The sequence below is a fragment of the Desulfovibrio sp. An276 genome, from assembly GCF_002159665.1.
GTDB lineage: Bacteria > Desulfobacterota > Desulfovibrionia > Desulfovibrionales > Desulfovibrionaceae > Desulfovibrio > Desulfovibrio faecigallinarum.
The window spans coordinates 36,725-52,554 of sequence record NZ_NFJC01000023.1 but is presented as its reverse complement, the minus strand read 5'-3'; the positions used below and the strand labels follow the sequence as shown (position 1 = coordinate 52,554).

General features: G+C 58.6%; 18 protein-coding genes. 17 read left to right on the top strand and 1 reads right to left on the bottom strand.

Going from position 1 to position 15,830, the window contains the following annotated elements:
• Together B5F76_RS09995 and B5F76_RS09990 are read left to right on the top strand one after the other, a co-directional pair.
• Positions 1-281, top strand: a 281-nt coding sequence (locus B5F76_RS09995) for a zinc ribbon domain-containing protein (RefSeq protein ID WP_144268460.1), incomplete at its 5' end; no start/stop codon positions are given.
• A gap of 163 nt (positions 282-444) precedes the next feature.
• Positions 445-672: a DUF1640 domain-containing protein gene (locus B5F76_RS09990; RefSeq protein ID WP_087353996.1), complete on the top strand. Its 228-nt coding sequence runs from the start codon at positions 445-447 to the stop codon at positions 670-672.
• A gap of 136 nt (positions 673-808) precedes the next feature.
• On the opposite strand, the gene B5F76_RS09985 is transcribed toward B5F76_RS09990, so the two are convergent.
• Positions 809-2,638, bottom strand: a complete 1,830-nt coding sequence (locus B5F76_RS09985) for a helix-turn-helix domain-containing protein (RefSeq protein ID WP_162608795.1) — start codon at positions 2,636-2,638, stop codon at positions 809-811.
• Between the two features lie 468 nt (positions 2,639-3,106).
• Between B5F76_RS09985 and phnC the strand changes: the two genes are divergently transcribed.
• From phnC to rfbB, 15 genes are all read left to right on the top strand, one after another.
• Positions 3,107-3,916, top strand: a complete 810-nt coding sequence (gene phnC, locus B5F76_RS09980; protein WP_087353990.1) for a phosphonate ABC transporter ATP-binding protein — start codon at positions 3,107-3,109, stop codon at positions 3,914-3,916.
• Positions 3,917-4,228: 312 nt separating this feature from the next.
• Positions 4,229-5,206 (top strand): phosphonate ABC transporter substrate-binding protein, encoded by a 978-nt coding sequence (gene phnD, locus B5F76_RS09975; protein WP_087353987.1) that lies wholly within the window; start codon positions 4,229-4,231, stop codon positions 5,204-5,206.
• Between the two features lie 31 nt (positions 5,207-5,237).
• Positions 5,238-6,038, top strand: a complete 801-nt coding sequence (gene phnE / locus B5F76_RS09970; RefSeq protein ID WP_087353984.1) for a phosphonate ABC transporter, permease protein PhnE — start codon at positions 5,238-5,240, stop codon at positions 6,036-6,038.
• A 71-nt stretch (positions 6,039-6,109) separates the two neighbouring features.
• Entirely contained in the window at positions 6,110-6,922 is an 813-nt protein-coding gene (locus tag B5F76_RS09965; RefSeq protein WP_087353981.1) for a DUF1045 domain-containing protein, read from the top strand.
• A 139-nt stretch (positions 6,923-7,061) separates the two neighbouring features.
• Positions 7,062-7,601 (top strand): phosphonate C-P lyase system protein PhnG, encoded by a 540-nt coding sequence (gene phnG / locus B5F76_RS09960; RefSeq protein WP_087354013.1) that lies wholly within the window; start codon positions 7,062-7,064, stop codon positions 7,599-7,601.
• A gap of 52 nt (positions 7,602-7,653) precedes the next feature.
• Complete coding sequence (gene phnH / locus B5F76_RS09955) at positions 7,654-8,250, top strand: phosphonate C-P lyase system protein PhnH (protein ID WP_087353978.1); 597 nt, start codon at positions 7,654-7,656, stop codon at positions 8,248-8,250.
• A 69-nt stretch (positions 8,251-8,319) separates the two neighbouring features.
• Positions 8,320-9,492, top strand: coding sequence for a carbon-phosphorus lyase complex subunit PhnI (locus tag B5F76_RS09950; RefSeq protein ID WP_087353974.1), 1,173 nt, complete (start codon positions 8,320-8,322; stop codon positions 9,490-9,492).
• Positions 9,489-10,433, top strand: a complete 945-nt coding sequence (locus B5F76_RS09945; RefSeq protein WP_087353971.1) for an alpha-D-ribose 1-methylphosphonate 5-phosphate C-P-lyase PhnJ — start codon at positions 9,489-9,491, stop codon at positions 10,431-10,433. The genes B5F76_RS09950 and B5F76_RS09945 overlap by 4 nt, the downstream gene beginning before the upstream one ends.
• Positions 10,433-11,296, top strand: a complete 864-nt coding sequence (locus tag B5F76_RS09940) for a phosphonate C-P lyase system protein PhnK (protein ID WP_087353968.1) — start codon at positions 10,433-10,435, stop codon at positions 11,294-11,296. Before B5F76_RS09945 ends, B5F76_RS09940 begins: the two co-directional genes overlap by 1 nt.
• Positions 11,297-11,319: 23 nt before the next feature.
• Positions 11,320-12,033: a phosphonate C-P lyase system protein PhnL gene (gene phnL, locus B5F76_RS09935; protein WP_087353966.1), complete on the top strand. Its 714-nt coding sequence runs from the start codon at positions 11,320-11,322 to the stop codon at positions 12,031-12,033.
• A 15-nt stretch (positions 12,034-12,048) separates the two neighbouring features.
• Complete coding sequence (locus tag B5F76_RS09930; RefSeq protein WP_087353962.1) at positions 12,049-13,191, top strand: alpha-D-ribose 1-methylphosphonate 5-triphosphate diphosphatase; 1,143 nt, start codon at positions 12,049-12,051, stop codon at positions 13,189-13,191.
• Positions 13,191-13,796 (top strand): phosphonate metabolism protein/1,5-bisphosphokinase (PRPP-forming) PhnN, encoded by a 606-nt coding sequence (gene phnN / locus B5F76_RS09925; RefSeq protein ID WP_239407019.1) that lies wholly within the window; start codon positions 13,191-13,193, stop codon positions 13,794-13,796. The genes B5F76_RS09930 and phnN overlap by 1 nt, the downstream gene beginning before the upstream one ends.
• Before the next feature lie 159 nt (positions 13,797-13,955).
• Complete coding sequence (locus tag B5F76_RS09920) at positions 13,956-14,210, top strand: type II toxin-antitoxin system HicA family toxin (RefSeq protein WP_087353959.1); 255 nt, start codon at positions 13,956-13,958, stop codon at positions 14,208-14,210.
• Entirely contained in the window at positions 14,207-14,536 is a 330-nt protein-coding gene (locus B5F76_RS09915; RefSeq protein ID WP_087353956.1) for a type II toxin-antitoxin system HicB family antitoxin, read from the top strand. The genes B5F76_RS09920 and B5F76_RS09915 overlap by 4 nt, the downstream gene beginning before the upstream one ends.
• A gap of 165 nt (positions 14,537-14,701) precedes the next feature.
• On the top strand, positions 14,702-15,766 hold the full coding sequence (gene rfbB / locus B5F76_RS09910; protein WP_087353953.1) for a dTDP-glucose 4,6-dehydratase: 1,065 nt from the start codon (positions 14,702-14,704) through the stop codon (positions 15,764-15,766).
• Positions 15,767-15,830 lie beyond the last annotated feature (64 nt).

The following is a 15,830-nucleotide window of genomic DNA, read 5'->3' as shown; positions in this document are numbered from 1 at the left end:
TTCGACGCCAGTTGGCCTACAAGCTGGATTGGCTTGGTGGAAAACTCATTGTTGTGCCCCCTCAGTATACAAGCCAGACATGCAGCCGCTGCGGGCACAAGGACAAAAACAACAGGCCCACGCAGGAGCAGTTCAAATGCACATCCTGCGGATTTGAACTCAACGCGGATCACAATGCTGCGTTGAACATACTGGCGGCAGGGCGTGCCATCATCACTGATGGATCTGGGGAGCTTTCACTCCCCCGTGAAGCAGGAACCACCCAAGGCTGTAATCGCTAACGCGGTTGTAGCTGCAGGGAATCCTCCGCCTTCAGGCGGGGGAGGACGTCAACCACTCCCCCTTTGTCAACTGGTTTTCAGAACCACCAGCTCCCCTTGACCCACTGGCTGCAGGATGCCAAAAGGGACTGAAGAGACAAAAGGCAAGACAGGAAGACCGATAATGATGCCCTTCGACACACAAAAACATGCCCAAAGGCTTGAACAGGCAGGCTTCACGCGCAGACAGGCAGAGGTCGTGACAAGGGTCACGCAAGAGATCGTGGCACAAAATCTGGTCACGAGGGGAGAGCTGCGCACATTTGAGCGCCGCCTGATGCTTCGCCTTGGCGCTCTTTGGGCAGCAACATCGGCCGTGCTCGCAGCATTCATCATTCTGTCCGCCAGATAGTGTGCTTCCCCCCCCTGCAAAGGGGCTCTTTGCTTGTCGCATCCTGCCTTTTGGCAACCACTGCAAGAGGGCATCCGGGGGGCCCACCCGGATGAGGCCCACAGGCAATGTGTCTCATGTCAGGCTCTCGTCACAGCTACTCCCGGGGCGCGGTACCGGCTTCGCTCACCTCCCTTTCTGCACTGGCGGCAGCATTTTTGCGTGTTCTCTGCTTTGCCCTTGAGGAGGCCCCGAGGGAGCGAAATTCCCTGGGGTGGAGGTTGTGGCGCTCAAGGCGCGAGTAGAGCGTACTCCTGGCTATGCCGAGGTTCCTTGCAGCAAGGGTGACATTGCCCTCTGCCTCGCGCAAGGCGTCCGAGATGAGCTCGCACTCAAGCATGCGCAGGCTTTCGCCAAGCAGCCTGCCCCGAGCGGACTTGCCCGTCTGCGCGCTTGCCACCTCCTTTCCTTCGCTGGCGGCCTCTTCTGCGCAGCGCAAAAGCAGCACGCCGCCGTCCTCTCCGGGCACAAAGCTCATGAGGCAGTATTCACCGCTTCCGCATTCTTGTTCCCTGTCGTAGAGCTCCACTCTCACACGGGAGAAGGCCTCGCCCCTGGCGATGTCCTCAAGGAGCGAGCCCAAGCAGAAGAAGCGGGAAAGATGCGCCTTTTCGGGCAGGGTGCTGACGCTGCACATGGTCCTTGCCACGCGGTTTGCCCTGCGGATCCTGCCGCTTGCGTCCACTGCCATGAGGCCTTCCTCAGCATTCTCCACAAGGGCGCTTTCCCTGGCAAGGCTTGCGCGCAGGCGAAGCTGTGAAGCGATGTTGTCGGCAGCTTCTCCGGCTATGACATTCAGATAGGGGTGATTGTCCCTGCTTGTCACCGTGACGCAGGCAAGCGTTGTCCCGCCCTCGTCGTTGATGGGTGCCGAGACGCAGACAAGGGTTTCGTTTCCGCTTCCTCCCTGCCTTCTCGCGATACCGGGCCTTCCGGTGACCAGAGCCGTGGTCATGCCGGCAATGGCCGGCGTATACTCGTTGGCAAGGGATCCCTTCTCAAGGCCGGCAATGCTGCCGTTCCCCCAGGTCTCAAGCACAACACCCCTGGCATTTGCCAGGGTGAAGAGGCAATCGGGCATCTGCCTGAAGAGGCGCTCAAGGACTGGCACTGCCACCTCCAAAAGCTCCTTCTCCTTCCCAAGCACAGTGGCAAAGTCCTCTGGCTCAAGGCGCACAATATCCTGTTCGCCGCAATCCTCGCCCTCGCGGGGCTCTTTTTGCGCTTCCGTCACGCTGGCGTCCTGTGCAGTCTCCTTGCGGACATTACTGCGGACATTCTTCCGTGCCTTCCTGCGGACAACCTCACGGCGAGTCTCATGTGTCACAGCGCTGTCGCCTGCTTGCGCGACATCTCTCTGCTCCCCCGCCTTCTTCACAGTTTCGGCTCTTGCGCCTTCGGGGATCAAAACCGTGTCGTATGTTTGCGCGACGTCTGTCTGCTCCCCTGCCTTCTCCCCGGTTTCCTCAAGGCCCACGACTTCGGGGATCAAAACCGTGTCGCATGTTTGCCTGACGTCTCGCTGAGCCCAAGCCTTCTCTACTGTATCCCCAAAGCCCAGGGCCTTGAGGATCAAAATCGTATCGTCTGCTTCCTGCTGACCCAATGCTGTCCAAAGCAGAGAGCGAGTGCGAAAATATGCATTCATATTGTCTTCCCAAACCTTGCTGCTCGCGAAAGCAGCGCTGTTTTTCCCGGACCTTGCGGACACGAGGCCCATGCCAGCACAAGCAAGGCCCAGGGGCAGGGGCGCTATGGCAACTACCGTGCTTGTGCGCGACAGCCCCCTGCTCTCGGAGCGCTCGGCACCTTCTGCGCCTGCCTCCTTAAGACGATGTTCCTGACCATCGTCTGCGCCCACAAGAGGCTTGCTTGCGCGCTCCTCTTCCTCTGCTTCATGCGTGAGCGCTCCAGGACGCTCTCCCATGCCCATAAATCGTGCAATCGGGCTGCACATTTCACTGAGCAATCTTGCAAAAGCAAACATGCCAGACCTCCTGTGATTTCTGGTTTCATGCGCTGTGTTGTCCACATGGTGTGTTGTTGAATGGCGGCCTGCGACAGGACTCTCCCCCTTGCCAAAAGCCGAGGGCAAGCCACGCCAGGCCGGGGTCCCAGCCAAAAGGCCCTGTGCTCCCGAAGCACGGGACACAACAGCCTGTCATTTCTCTTGTTTCGCAGCTTTTGCCCCTCATGGAGGCTCTTTGCTGTCACAAAATCTTCATTTTGCCGACACCGGCAGGTCAAAAACTCCAACTAAAAGTCGACCATCGATTTTTCGGGCAAAAAAGCCTGCACTTATTCCATACCCAAAGCCAAATTCCTGTCGAACTGCGTTGACACAAAACTGTCACTTTTATTTGCGGCAGGGCTTATACATTCCGGAGCTTTTCCAATGATACATGTTACCAACCTGAACAAGAGCTTTTCCAATGTCAGGGCCCTGTCCGACATCAATCTGCATATCGAAAAGGGCGAGATGGTTGCCCTCATAGGCTCTTCGGGTTCCGGCAAGTCCACCCTCATGCGCCACATCTGCGGCCTCACCGCTGGCGACAGGGACAGTGGGCAGATCCTTGTGAACGGCAACTGCATCCAGGAAAACGGCCGCATCAGCCGCGACATCCGCGAGATGCGCACCCACATTGGCGTCATCTTCCAGCAGTTCAATCTTGTTGGACGCCTGAGCGTTGCCCGCAACGTCTGTCTCGGGGCCCTCAGCCGCACCCCCTTCCTGAAAGGCCTTACCGGCCGCTTTGCCCCAGATGATCAGGAGCTGGCCTTCAAGGCTCTCGAGCGTGTGGGCATTGTCGACAAGGCCTGGCAGCGCACCTCCACCCTGTCCGGCGGCCAGCAGCAGCGAGCTGCCATCGCCAGGGCGCTCGTGCAAAGGGCCGAGGTGCTTCTGGCAGACGAGCCCATTGCCTCCCTGGACCCCGAGTCCGCGCGCATTGTCATGTCTACCCTGCAGGCTTTGAACCGCACGGACGGCATCACGGTGGTGGTCACTCTGCACCAGGTCAACTACGCCATCGAATACTGCCCGCGCACCATTGCGCTCAAGAAGGGCCACATCGTCTACGACGGTCCCACGAGAAACCTCACCAGGGAAATGCTCAACGAGCTCTACGGAGCCGAGAGCGAGGACCTCTTCGGCAAGAAGGAAGAGGAAATACCTCCGCTTGTCCAGGGTGCTGCGGCCTAAATTGCGACGCACTTTTGCCATAAAAATTCCTTTTCTGTCCTGTATTGTCACCAATTTGTGACTACAGGACTTTTCTTTTATACAATATAACACGCAACTTCTCTCAAATTATTGAAAAGCTGCAGGGTGTGACAGGTAACAAACTTGCCGCTTGTGTGAAACACTTTTAAAATATTTCTTTTCTAGAAAGTGCACCGCGACAGGCTGAAGACAACTTTTCCTACTCTCTCCACTGTTTCTCATTCGGCCTCCGGGCGAACACGCCTGTCACACGCAAAATTCCGAATCTCAAAATACAAGGAGTACTCAAGCATGCGCCGACATCTTTTGGCCTTCCTCTTTGCCGCACTGCTTCTCGTTTCAGCCGGCACAGCCAGCGCCGAGGAACAGAAGGAACTGAACTTTGGCATCATTTCCACCGAATCCTCCCAGAATCTGCGAACCCTTTGGGATCCCTTCCTTGCCGATATGAGCAAGGCCCTGGGCATGAAGGTCAACGCCTTCTTTGCCAGCGACTACGCGGGCATCATCGAGGGCATGCGCTTCAAGAAGGTTGACATAAGCTGGGTTGGCAACAAGGGTGCCATGGTCATGGTGGACCGGGCCGGCGGCGAAGTCTTTGCCCAGACCACCGACACCGACGGCAACGACGGCTACTGGTCCTACATCGTGGCCCGCAAGGACAGCGGCATAAAGAACATCGACGACATGTTTGCCCGCGCCAAGGACCTTTCCTTCAGCAACGGCGACCCCAACTCCACCTCCGGCTTCCTTGTGCCCGGCTACTATGTCTTTGCCAAGAACGGCAAGGATCCCAAGAAGATCTTCAAGCGCGTTGTTTCCTCCAACCATGAGGCCAACGCCCTGGCCGTTGCCAATGGCCAGGTGGACGTCGCCACCTTCAACAACGAAGGCATGGCCCGCCTCATGATCACAAGCCCCGAGAAGGCCAAAAAGCTCGCAGTCATCTGGAAGTCCCCGACCATCCCGAGCGATCCGCTGGTCTGGCGTACGGACCTCTCCGACGCCACCAAGAAAAAGATTGCCGACTTCATCTTCTCCTACGGTGTCACCGGTCCCAATGTCGAAAGAGAGCGCAAGATTCTCACCAACCTCGCCTGGGGCCCCTTCAAGAAGTCCGACAACAGCCAGCTTCTGCCCCTGCGCCAGCTTGAGCTCTTCCGCGAAAAGATGAAGGTTGAGGCAAGCGACATGAGCGCTGCCGAGAAGTCGGCCAAAATCGCCGAAATCGACGCAAAGCTCGCCACCCTTGCCAAGGCCGCGAAGTAGCAGCAAGGCATCCGAAAAAGACTGATTTTCCATGAACAATTCACCCTCCAGACACTCCCTGACGCCTCCTCTGGAGGCCAGGGAGAAATTCAACCGACTCTTCTCCTGGGTCATTGTGGCAGCCCTCCTTGTGTGGTCCTGGCAGGGCGCAGAGATGAAGCCCATGACCCTGATCCGGGATGGCGGAAACATTGCCACCCTCCTTGCGGACTTCTTCCCGCCCAACTTCACGGACTGGAAGCTGTACGCAAAAGAAATGCTGGTCACATTGCAGGTGGCCATCTGGGGCACTGTCCTTGCTGTTATCTGCGCCATTCCCCTGGGGATCCTCTCTGCCGAAAACATGGTGCCCTGGTACATCAACCAGCCTGTACGCCGCCTCATGGACGCAGCACGCGCCATCAACGAGATGGTTTTCGCCATGCTCTTCGTGGTTGCCGTGGGCCTTGGCCCCTTCGCGGGCGTGCTGGCTCTGTGGGTGCACACCACAGGCACACTGGCAAAGCTCTTCTCCGAGGCCGTGGAAGCCATTGAGACAGCCCCTGTGGAAGGTGTGCGCTCCACAGGCGCCTCCTACGTGGAAGAAGTGGTCTACGGTGTGTTGCCCCAGGTGTTCCCCCTGTGGATCTCCTACTCTCTCTACCGCTTCGAGGCCAATGTCCGCTCCGCCACGGTCGTGGGCATGGTCGGGGCAGGAGGCATAGGCATGGTCCTGTGGGAACTCATCCGCAGCTTCGACTTCCAGCGCACCTGCGCTGTCATGGCCATTATCGTCCTGGTTGTCACGGTCTTTGACCTGTTCTCGCAAAAACTGCGCAAGATGGTTATATAGAAGATGAGGTCCGCCCCTCACGGGCGCGCCCTTCCCCTCGACCATTGCCACGCACACAGGGAAATATCCGCATGTCAGAACGCTACACACTGTACTACACCCCCTCTTCCGATTCCCTGCTCTTCAGCCGCGCAAGCAGGCTCTTTGGCCGCTCCATTCGCTCGGCAAGCTATTTCGAGCCCGAGCCCCCGGAGGGCTTTGACCTTGATACCTGGCGCTCCATGGTGAGCGAGCCAGCCCACTACGGGCTGCACGCCACCCTGAAGGCCCCCTTCACGCTGGCAAAGGACCTCGCAGGGCTTTCCAGGCAGGAAATCACAAAAATTCTGACATCCGCGTGCTCGAAGCTTGCGGCAAGACACACGCCCTTTGCCACAAGCCCCCTTGAGCTTGAGGAGCTTGCCTCCCGCAACGGCAAGGGCCATTTTCTGGCCCTGACCCCCAAAAGGGTCAGACCTGCTGGCCTGGCGGAGCAGAAGATGCAGGCGCTTGAGCGCGACTGCGTTCTTTCCTTCGAGTCCATGCGCGCCCCCACAAGCGAGGAAGATATTGCAAGGCGGGGAGCCCTGGACGCGCTTGAAGAACACTATCTGCGCACCTTTGGCTACCACCTTGTATTCGAAAGGTTCAGATTCCATATAACCCTGACCAATTGCCTGCCCGAAGAGGAGCTTGGCCGCGTGAAAGTTGCGCTCAAATCCCTGTTCGCGCCCTTCATTGGTCGAACGTTGCGCATTGACGCCATAAGTCTTTGCCGCCAGGAAGACCGCAAAAGCCCCTTTGTGGAACTGGTCCGCCTGCCGCTCGCAAAGCGCCTGGACGTTTCCCCCTATCTTTGCACGGCAACCCATGGCCAGGGCGTGAGCTATCACATCTCCGCCTGACCTTGAGGACCACCTGGACCTCAAGGGTTTCCAGCAAGGGGATGCCTCTTTTTATAAAAACCGTTATGGCATGTCAATACCCATTAACGGGACTCCTGGCATGTCCTGTTCTGTAAAAACAATTTCCGAGATTTTCGCAATGCAATCCGAAGCATACGGCACCAATGCCACAGAAGAAACAAAGGCCATAAACGAAACAGAGACGAGAAACCATGGGAACGCAGCCAGGGCCGAACGCCTGCGTCTTCTGAGCCTTGCCGAGGAATCCAGCCTCGAGGCCTTTCTGGATGGCCTTGACAAGAAGGGTGTCCTGCCCTGCTGGACGCTGACCCGCGGACCCGAATGCGGCCTTGTCATGGTTCGCGGCCGCATAGGCGGCCAGGGACAGGCCTTCAACGTGGGAGAGGCACTGGTTACGCGCTGCTGCGTGAACCTGACTTCAGGCAAGGACCACATAGCCGGCTGCGGCTATGTTCTTGGCGAGAGCCCGCGCCATGCAGAAATGATGGCCGTTTGCGATGCCCTGTGGCAGGACGAAGGCCTTGCCCCCTTGCTCGAAAACGATCTCTTGCCACATCTTGCAAAGAACCTGTCCGCAAGATACGAGCGCGACAGAACAAGAAGCGCTGCCACAAAGGTCGACTTCTTCACCATGGTCCGCGGCGAGGACAAGGACTAGGGCCTGCCGCTCGTCCCTTTCACCAACATTCAAGGTTACGCTTTTCACTGCCATGCAAACACCCTTCTCTCCGGCCAGGGACACTGTTGCCCTGTGCCAGCACTGTTTTCGCGCCCTCTTGCAGGCCCTGGCTCGCCCCTGCCAGCCGCAAAAGCTCCCGGAAGACCTTTCAGGCGCACACCTGCCGTTGCCCTGGGAACTGGCCTCCATTGCCCTGACCCTGTGCGATCAGACAAGCGCAGTCCATCTTGGCGAAGGCTTGAACAACGATGATGTCGCAGGCTGGCTTCGCTTTCAGACAGGCATGAACTTTGCCGAAGCTCCTTGCGAGGCAGACTTTGTCCTTGTGCGGAGCCTTGAGAGTGCGCCAGCCCTCGCAAGCCTCAGGCAGGGCACCCCTGCCTATCCGGACAGGTCCGCGACTCTCGTTGTGTGCGACGCCACTTTTTCCGGCTGCCCGGACATCCTGGCCAAGGGCCCGGGCATCAGGGATACCGTACCCCTGCCCTTTGTGCCCACAAAAACCTTCCTTGAAGAGTGGCAGGACAACAACGGCCGCTTTCCACAGGGCGTTGATGTCATCTTCTGCGGCCAGGGCCTTGTGGCAGGATTGCCGCGCACAACAAGGCTTTTCCTGCAAAGGTCCTGACGTTGGACAAAGCGAGTCTCACTATCCCAGGCGATACTAGCCAAGACGAAAAACCCGAGAGAGGATACCATGTATGTTGCCGTGAAGGGCGGAGAAAAGGCCATAGCAGCAGCCCACGCGCTTTTGCACGAAGAGCGCAGGGGCCCGGCCTTCATCCCGGAAATCGGCCTTGATCAGATAGGCCATCAGCTCAAACTCGCAGTAGACAGGGTCATGGCCGAGGCCAGCCTCTACTGCCCAAGGCTCGCAGCCCTTGCCATCAAGCAGGCCGCAGGCGATCTGCAGGAAGCCATCTTCCTTTTGCGTGCCTACCGCACAACGCTTCCCCGCTTTGCCGCAAGCCTGCCCCTGGAAACCGACTGCATGCGCCAGGAAAGGCGCATCTCCGCCACCTGGAAGGATCTGCCAGGCGGCCAGGTCCTGGGATCCACCTTTGACTACACCCACAGGCTCCTTGACCGATCCCTGGAAAAGACCGCCCCGACCCTCGCCAAAGAGGACACAAGGGACAATGAGGACATCGCTGCCTTTGAGGGAAGCATTCCCCATCCTGCCCGCACGCCCAGGGCTGCGCACGCCCTTGAGCAGGAAGGCCTGCTCGAACGCTCCTGGTCCTCAATCAGGAAAGAAGAGGATGCAAGGAAGCTTTCCCAAATCCCCGACATCACCCGCGACCCCCTGGAGCTTCCCTGCGACAGGCCCCAAGACCGCCCCTTGCGTTTGCAGATGCTGGCAAGGGCAGACGAGGGCTTTTTGCTCGGCATGGCCTACTCCACACAGCGCGGCTTTGGCGCAGTGCACCCCTTCACCTCGGAGCTGCGCAGGGGGTATGTCGAGTGCACCATCATCCCCGAGGAGCTGGACTTCCCCCTGGTCATTGGCGAAATCGAGGTCACGGAATGCGTGACCATCAGCAGATACACCGGCACAGCGCTTGAGCCCTGCTTCACCCAGGGCTACGGCCTTGTCTTTGGCAACAACGAACGCAAGTCCCTCTCCATGTCCATAGTGGACCGCGCTCTCAGGGCAAAGGAGATGGAAGAGGAAGAAACAGGCCCTGCCCAGAATCCGGAATTTGTGCTTCTGCACGGCGACAACGTGGACGCCTCGGGCTTTGTGCAGCACATCAAGCTCCCCCACTACGTGGACTTCCAGGCAGAGCTCTCCCTCATCCGCGAACTGCGCAAAAACCGCAGCAGGAAGAGCGAAGACGAAGCACAGACAAGCGGAGAACAGGCATGATCTTGCAGCAGGATACACAAAAGGCCGAAAACAAAGGCAAAGATAACGAAGCACAGGCTCCGCTTGCAGGCTACAACTTTGCCTACCTGGACGAGAGCAGCAAGCGCATGATACGCCGAGGCCTTTTGAAGGCCGTAGCCATCCCCGGCTACCAGGTGCCCTTCGCGGGCAGGGAAATGCCCATGCCCTGCGGCTGGGGTACGGGCGGCATACAGGTCACGGCAAGCCTCATAGGAAAGGAGGATGTGCTGAAGGTCATTGACCAGGGCTCGGACGAGACCACCAATGCCGTCTCCATCCGCTCCTTCTTCAAAAGGACAACGGGGGTTGCGACAACCACCCACACCTCAGAGGCCACCCTCATCCAGACAAGGCACCGCATCCCGGAAGAACCCTTGAGGGAAGACCAGATCCTGGTCTACCAGGTGCCCCTGCCGGAACCCTTGCGCTGGCTTGAGCCAAGCGAGCAGGAGACCCGCATGCTCCACGCCCTGGAAGAATACGGGCTCATGAACGTGAAGATCTACGAGGACATCATGCGCCACGGAACGATTGCCATGAGCTTCGACTATCCCGTGCGCGTGGCAGACCGCTACATCACCTCGCCCTCGCCCATTCCCCGCTTCGACAACCCCAAGATGCATCAGTGCCCGGCCCTGCAGCTCTTTGGCGCAGGCAGGGAAAAGCGCCTCTACGCCATCCCGCCCTACACAAACGTGAAGAGCCTGGACTTCGAGGACTACCCCTTCACTGTCCAGCACTGGGACGAGCCCTGCGCCATCTGCGGGTCGCGCACAAGCTACCTCGACGAGGTTGTCCTGGACGATCAGGGCACGCGCATGTTTGTCTGCTCGGACAGCGACTCCTGCCAGGCCACCCTGGCAAAAAGGCAGGCAGAGGAAGCAAGGACGAAGGATACGGAGAAAAGCGAGGCCAAGTGATGAATACCTCTACCCCCCTTCTGAGCGCCCGCTCCCTGACCAAACTCTACGGGGAGCACGTAGGCTGCCAGGACATTTCCCTGGATCTGTGGCCCGGCGAGGTCCTGGGCATTGTGGGCGAATCCGGCTCCGGAAAGTCCACCCTTCTGAACATGCTCTCCGGGCGCCTCACCCCAACCTTCGGCCAGGTTGTCTACAGAAGTACAGACCCTGCCCTGTCACGCGAAGGTAACGAAAAGCTCACGCAAACTGGCGCCAACGATAACGCTTTCGACACAGAAGAAGGCACACAATACAGGGAAATCGACCTGCATGCCTTGAGCGAGGGCGAGCGCAGGAGACTCTTGCGCACAGAGCTTGGCTACGTGCACCAGAATCCCAGGGACGGCCTTCGCATGCGCGTGAGCGCTGGCGCAAACATAGGCGAGCGCCTCATGGCCAGGGGCGAGCGCCACTACGGCCGCTTGCGCGAGACAGCCCTTGAGTGGCTCGACAAGGTGGAACTTCCAAGAACGCGCGTGGACGACGCACCAGCCAGCTACTCCGGCGGCATGCAGCAGCGCCTGCAGATAGCAAGGAACCTTGTCACAAGCCCGCGCCTTGTCTTCATGGACGAGCCCACAGGCGGCCTCGACGTTTCCGTGCAGGCGCGCCTTCTGGACCTCATCCGCAGGCTTGTGCGCGATATGGATCTGGCCGTCATCCTGGTCACCCACGATCTTGCCGTTGCCCGCCTCCTCTCCCACAGGCTCATGGTCATGTACCACGGCCATGTAGTGGAACAGGGCCTTACGGATCAGGTTCTCGACGACCCGCACCACGCCTACACCCAGCTTCTGGTCTCCTCCATACTCCAGGGCTGATTTGAAGCAGCAAGGAATTTCCCATGTCTCGGACAGTCATAGAAGTCAGGGATCTGTGCAAGCACTTTGTCCTGCACCAGCAGGGCGGCACCCGCATAGACGCCCTTGATTCCATCAACTTTTCCGTCAGGGCAGGAGAATGCGTGGCCCTTTTCGGCCCCTCGGGCGCTGGCAAGTCCACCCTGCTCAAGGCCCTCTACGGAAACTATCTGCCCACTTCCGGCAGCATCATAGTCCACTGCCCTCAGGGAGAGGTGGACATAGCAAGTGCAGACCCGCGCACAGTGAGCATGCTGCGCCGCACCTGCATCAGCTACGTGAGCCAGTTTTTGCGCGTCATCCCCAGGGTCAGCACCATGGACATAGTCGCCGAACCCCTCCTCAACGCAGGCGTTCGCCAAAAGACGGCCTATGAGCGCGCGGCAACCCTCCTTGCCCGCCTGAACCTCCCCCAGAGGCTCTGGAACCTGGCACCCGCCACCTTCTCCGGCGGCGAACAGCAGCGCGTGAACATTGCCCGCGGCTTCATACGGCCCACACCCATCCTGCTTCTGGACGAGCCCACTGCCTCCCTGGACGCCAAAAACCGCAAGGTTGTGGTCGAGCTCATCAGGGAGGCCTGCGCAAACGGCTGCGCTGTGGTTGGCATCTTCCACGACGACGATACGCGCGAAAAGGTGGCCACAAGCCTTGTGCATATCAACGAGCGCCACGACGCAGAGCTCAAGTCTGCGTAAGACAAGGAATATTTCATGAACGAACTTGTTTTTGGCAATTGCCGCATTGTTCTCGAATACGAGATTATGGACGGCCACGTAGTTGTCCGCGACGGCAAGATTGCGGAAATAGCCGAAGGGCCTGCCCCTCGGGGCACCCAGGTGTACGACTGCGAGGGCGGCTACCTTGTGCCTGGCCTTGTGGAGCTGCACACGGACAATCTGGAAAAGCATCTCTTGCCAAGGCCCAAGGTGCTCTGGCCGGAGCCCGAGTCCGCCTTCTTCGCCCACGACGCCCAGATAGTCTCTTCCGGCATCACCACGGTCTTTGACGCACTCTCGGTTGGCGAATACCACGACAAGGGGCGCATAGCCATGCTGGGCGAGGCAGTGCAGGCCCTGCACGCCTGCCGCGAAACAGGCGCCTTGCGCGCGGATCACCTTCTGCACCTGCGCTGCGAGGTGGCGGACCCAAGGATGCAGGATCTTTTCTTCCCCTTAACGGACGAGCCTGCCCTGCACCTGGTCTCCCTCATGGACCACACCCCGGGCCAGCGCCAGTGGCGCAACACCGAAAGCTACCGCACCTACTACAGCCAGATCGTCTCCTGGACGGACGAGGAATTCAGCCGCATGGTGGATGAGCTGCAGGCAAGGCGTGACGCCTGCGCAGACGGCAATGCGGCAAGTGTTGTGGCCTTCTGCCACCAGAGAAAGCTGCCCATGGCAAGCCACGACGACACCCTGCTCGAACACGTGAACGAGGCCCTTGCCAACGGTGTGAGCATCTGCGAATTCCCCACCACCGAAGAGGCCGCGCGCTACGCTGCCGAAAGCGGCATGACAGTGCTCATGGGCGCACCCAACATCGTGCGCGGTGGCTCCCACTCCGGCAACGTGGGTGCCGAAGAGGTGGCAAAGCAGGGCTACCTTGGCGCCCTGTCCTCGGACTACGTACCCATCAGCCTCATTGGCGCAGTCTTCACCCTGGCAAAGCACGGCACCATGACCCTGCCCGAGGCCATGCAGCTTGTGACAAGCCGCCCGGCAGACGCAGTGGGGCTGAAGGACAGGGGCCGCATTGCAGAGGGCCTGAGGGCAGATCTCGCTGTGCTGCGCCTTGTGGACGACGTACCCCTCGTGCGCAGCGTGTGGCGCGAGGGAAGGCAGGTGTTCTGATGCAAGCTTCTCTCATCTACGTCATGGGCCCCTCCGGGGCAGGCAAGGACAGTCTTCTTTCGGCCACAAAAACGCTTTTGCAAGGCGCTCCGGTAGCCTTTGTGCGCCGCTACATCACAAGGCCCGCAGCAAGGGGTGAGTGGCACATCCCTGTGAGCGAGGAACGCTTTGCTCATCTTGAGGAAGACGGAGCCTTTTCGCTTGCCTGGCACAGCCACGGCCTTTTCTACGGCATTCCGGCAAGCGCAGGACTTGCCCTTGCAAACGGCATAACCCTTGTGGTCAACGGCTCGCGCGAGGCCCTTGGCAGGGCCTTTTCCTGCTACCCCACCCTCGTCCCTGTACTCGTAGACGTGAAACTGGACGTTCTGCGCACGCGCCTTGAAGGGCGCGGCCGCGAGAACGGAGCTGCGCTTGAAGAGCGGCTTGCAAGGGCCTCCATGCCCCTGCCCGAGGTTTCGGGCATGCCTGCCCCCTTGCGCATCGACAATTCCGGATCCCTGGACGCTGCAGCAGCAACCTTTGCAAAAATGATACGGGATCTCATGTGTGGAGAGCTCAACACCCTGCGCGATGCTCGCGTGAGCACTGGCAGGGCTGGCTAGAAAAACAGAGACCTGTCTTCGGGCAAAACAGATCGAGCCCCAAAGACACAAAAAAGGCACAGGAAGGCTTCTTTCTGTGTCTTTTTTTTGCCCTTTTTCTGCCTGTTGCCCAAATCCTCTTTAGACTTGACTTGATACTACAACATAGTACTATATGCCATGAACAACAAACAACGAAAAACCTTGGAAGCCATCTTTGCCGATCCAGTCAGTTCTACCATCTCCTGGTTCGACATAGAAAGCTTGTTCAAAGGCTATGGTGGAATCATCAAAGAGGGGAGAGGTTCACGAGTATGGCTGATCTGGGGAAAACAGGTAGCCGTGTTCCATCGTCCCCACCCTCAGCCGACTACTGACAAGGGTGCAGTCAAATCAGTAAGGCGTTTTTTTACCAATATAGGACTCATTCCATGAATACACTTACTTACAAGGGCTATCAGGGCCGTTTTGACTACGATTCCGAAGCAGATATCTTTCATGGGGAAATTCTGCATCTAAATGATGTTGTAACTTTTCAGGGGCGTTCGATTGATGAACTGAAACAGGCATTGGCGGATTCCGTGGAGGACTATCTTGAGCTTTGTGCAGAGGTAGGCAAGGAACCTGAAAAACCTTTCTCTGGACGCTTCAATCTCAGAATATCACCGGCTTTGCATCAACAAATCGCAAAGAAGGCTGCCGACGCAGGAGTAAGCATCAACTACTGGATCTCCGACACGCTTGCCCACGCAATTCAGTAATAATCTTGCTGTTGCGCACAAGCCAATATCCCGCCGCTTTCTGCATCTGCCCCCAAGAACTGCCACTCCTGCATCTTCCCCAAGGGGCAGCGTCCCGGCCAGGCGCAACTCACGCTTCACAAACCAGGGAACGACACTGTCCTCCCGACTTCCCAAGGAATATCAATGGCAAAAACACTTCTCGTTACAGGCGGAGCGGGCTTCATAGGCTCCTGCTTTGTCCTGCAGGCAAGGGCTCGCGGCGAGCGCGTCATCAATCTGGACAAGCTCACCTATGCCGGTAATCCGGATAACCTTGCAAGTCTCGTCAACGATCCAGACCACATTCTTGTACAGGGCGACATAGGCAACGCGGAACTGGTTGGCCTGCTTCTTTCCCAATACAAGCCGGACGCAGTGGTGAACTTTGCAGCCGAAAGCCATGTGGATCGCTCCATCATCGATCCCGAGGCCTTTGTGCGCACCAACGTCCTTGGCACCTCCACCCTTTTGCGTGTTGTCAAGAACTGGTGGCAGAACCTAGACGAACCCGCACGCTCCTCCTTCCGCTTCCTCCATGTCTCCACGGACGAGGTCTTTGGTGCCCTGAAGCCCGGGGATCCGGCCTTTTGCGAGACAACACCCTACAGCCCCAACAGCCCCTACTCCGCCTCCAAGGCAGCCAGCGATCACCTGGTCCGCGCCTTCCACGAAACCTACAAGCTTCCCATCCTCATCACCAACTGCTCCAACAACTACGGCCCGCGCCAGTTCCCGGAAAAGCTCATCCCCCTCATGATTTTGAACGCCCTGGACGGCAATGCCCTTCCTGTCTACGGCACCGGCAGCAACATCCGTGACTGGCTGCACGTGGAAGACCACTGCTCTGCCATTGCCCTTGTCCTCGAAAAAGGCCTTGTGGGTGAAAGCTACAACATTGGCGGCCACTCCGAGCGCACCAATCTCGAGGTAGTCAAAACCATTTGTGCCATCCTGCAGGACGAGGTCCCCTCGCCCACACGCTACGCAGATCAGATAACCTTTGTGGAGGACAGGCCTGGGCACGACTTCCGCTACGCCATAGATTGCTCGAAGATTGAGCGCGAGCTTGGCTGGAAGCCTGCCCACAGCTTTGACACAGGGCTGGCGGACACCGTGCGCTGGTATCTTGCCAACGAGGAGTGGATCGAAAACGTGCGCTCGGGCGCTTACCTTGACTGGATAGACAGCAACTACGGCCACAGGGGCTAATGGATATCGGGGGGCGCGCTTCTCTCGCTGCCCCCTGCCAGGGCCTGTCCGAAAAGAAAGATGT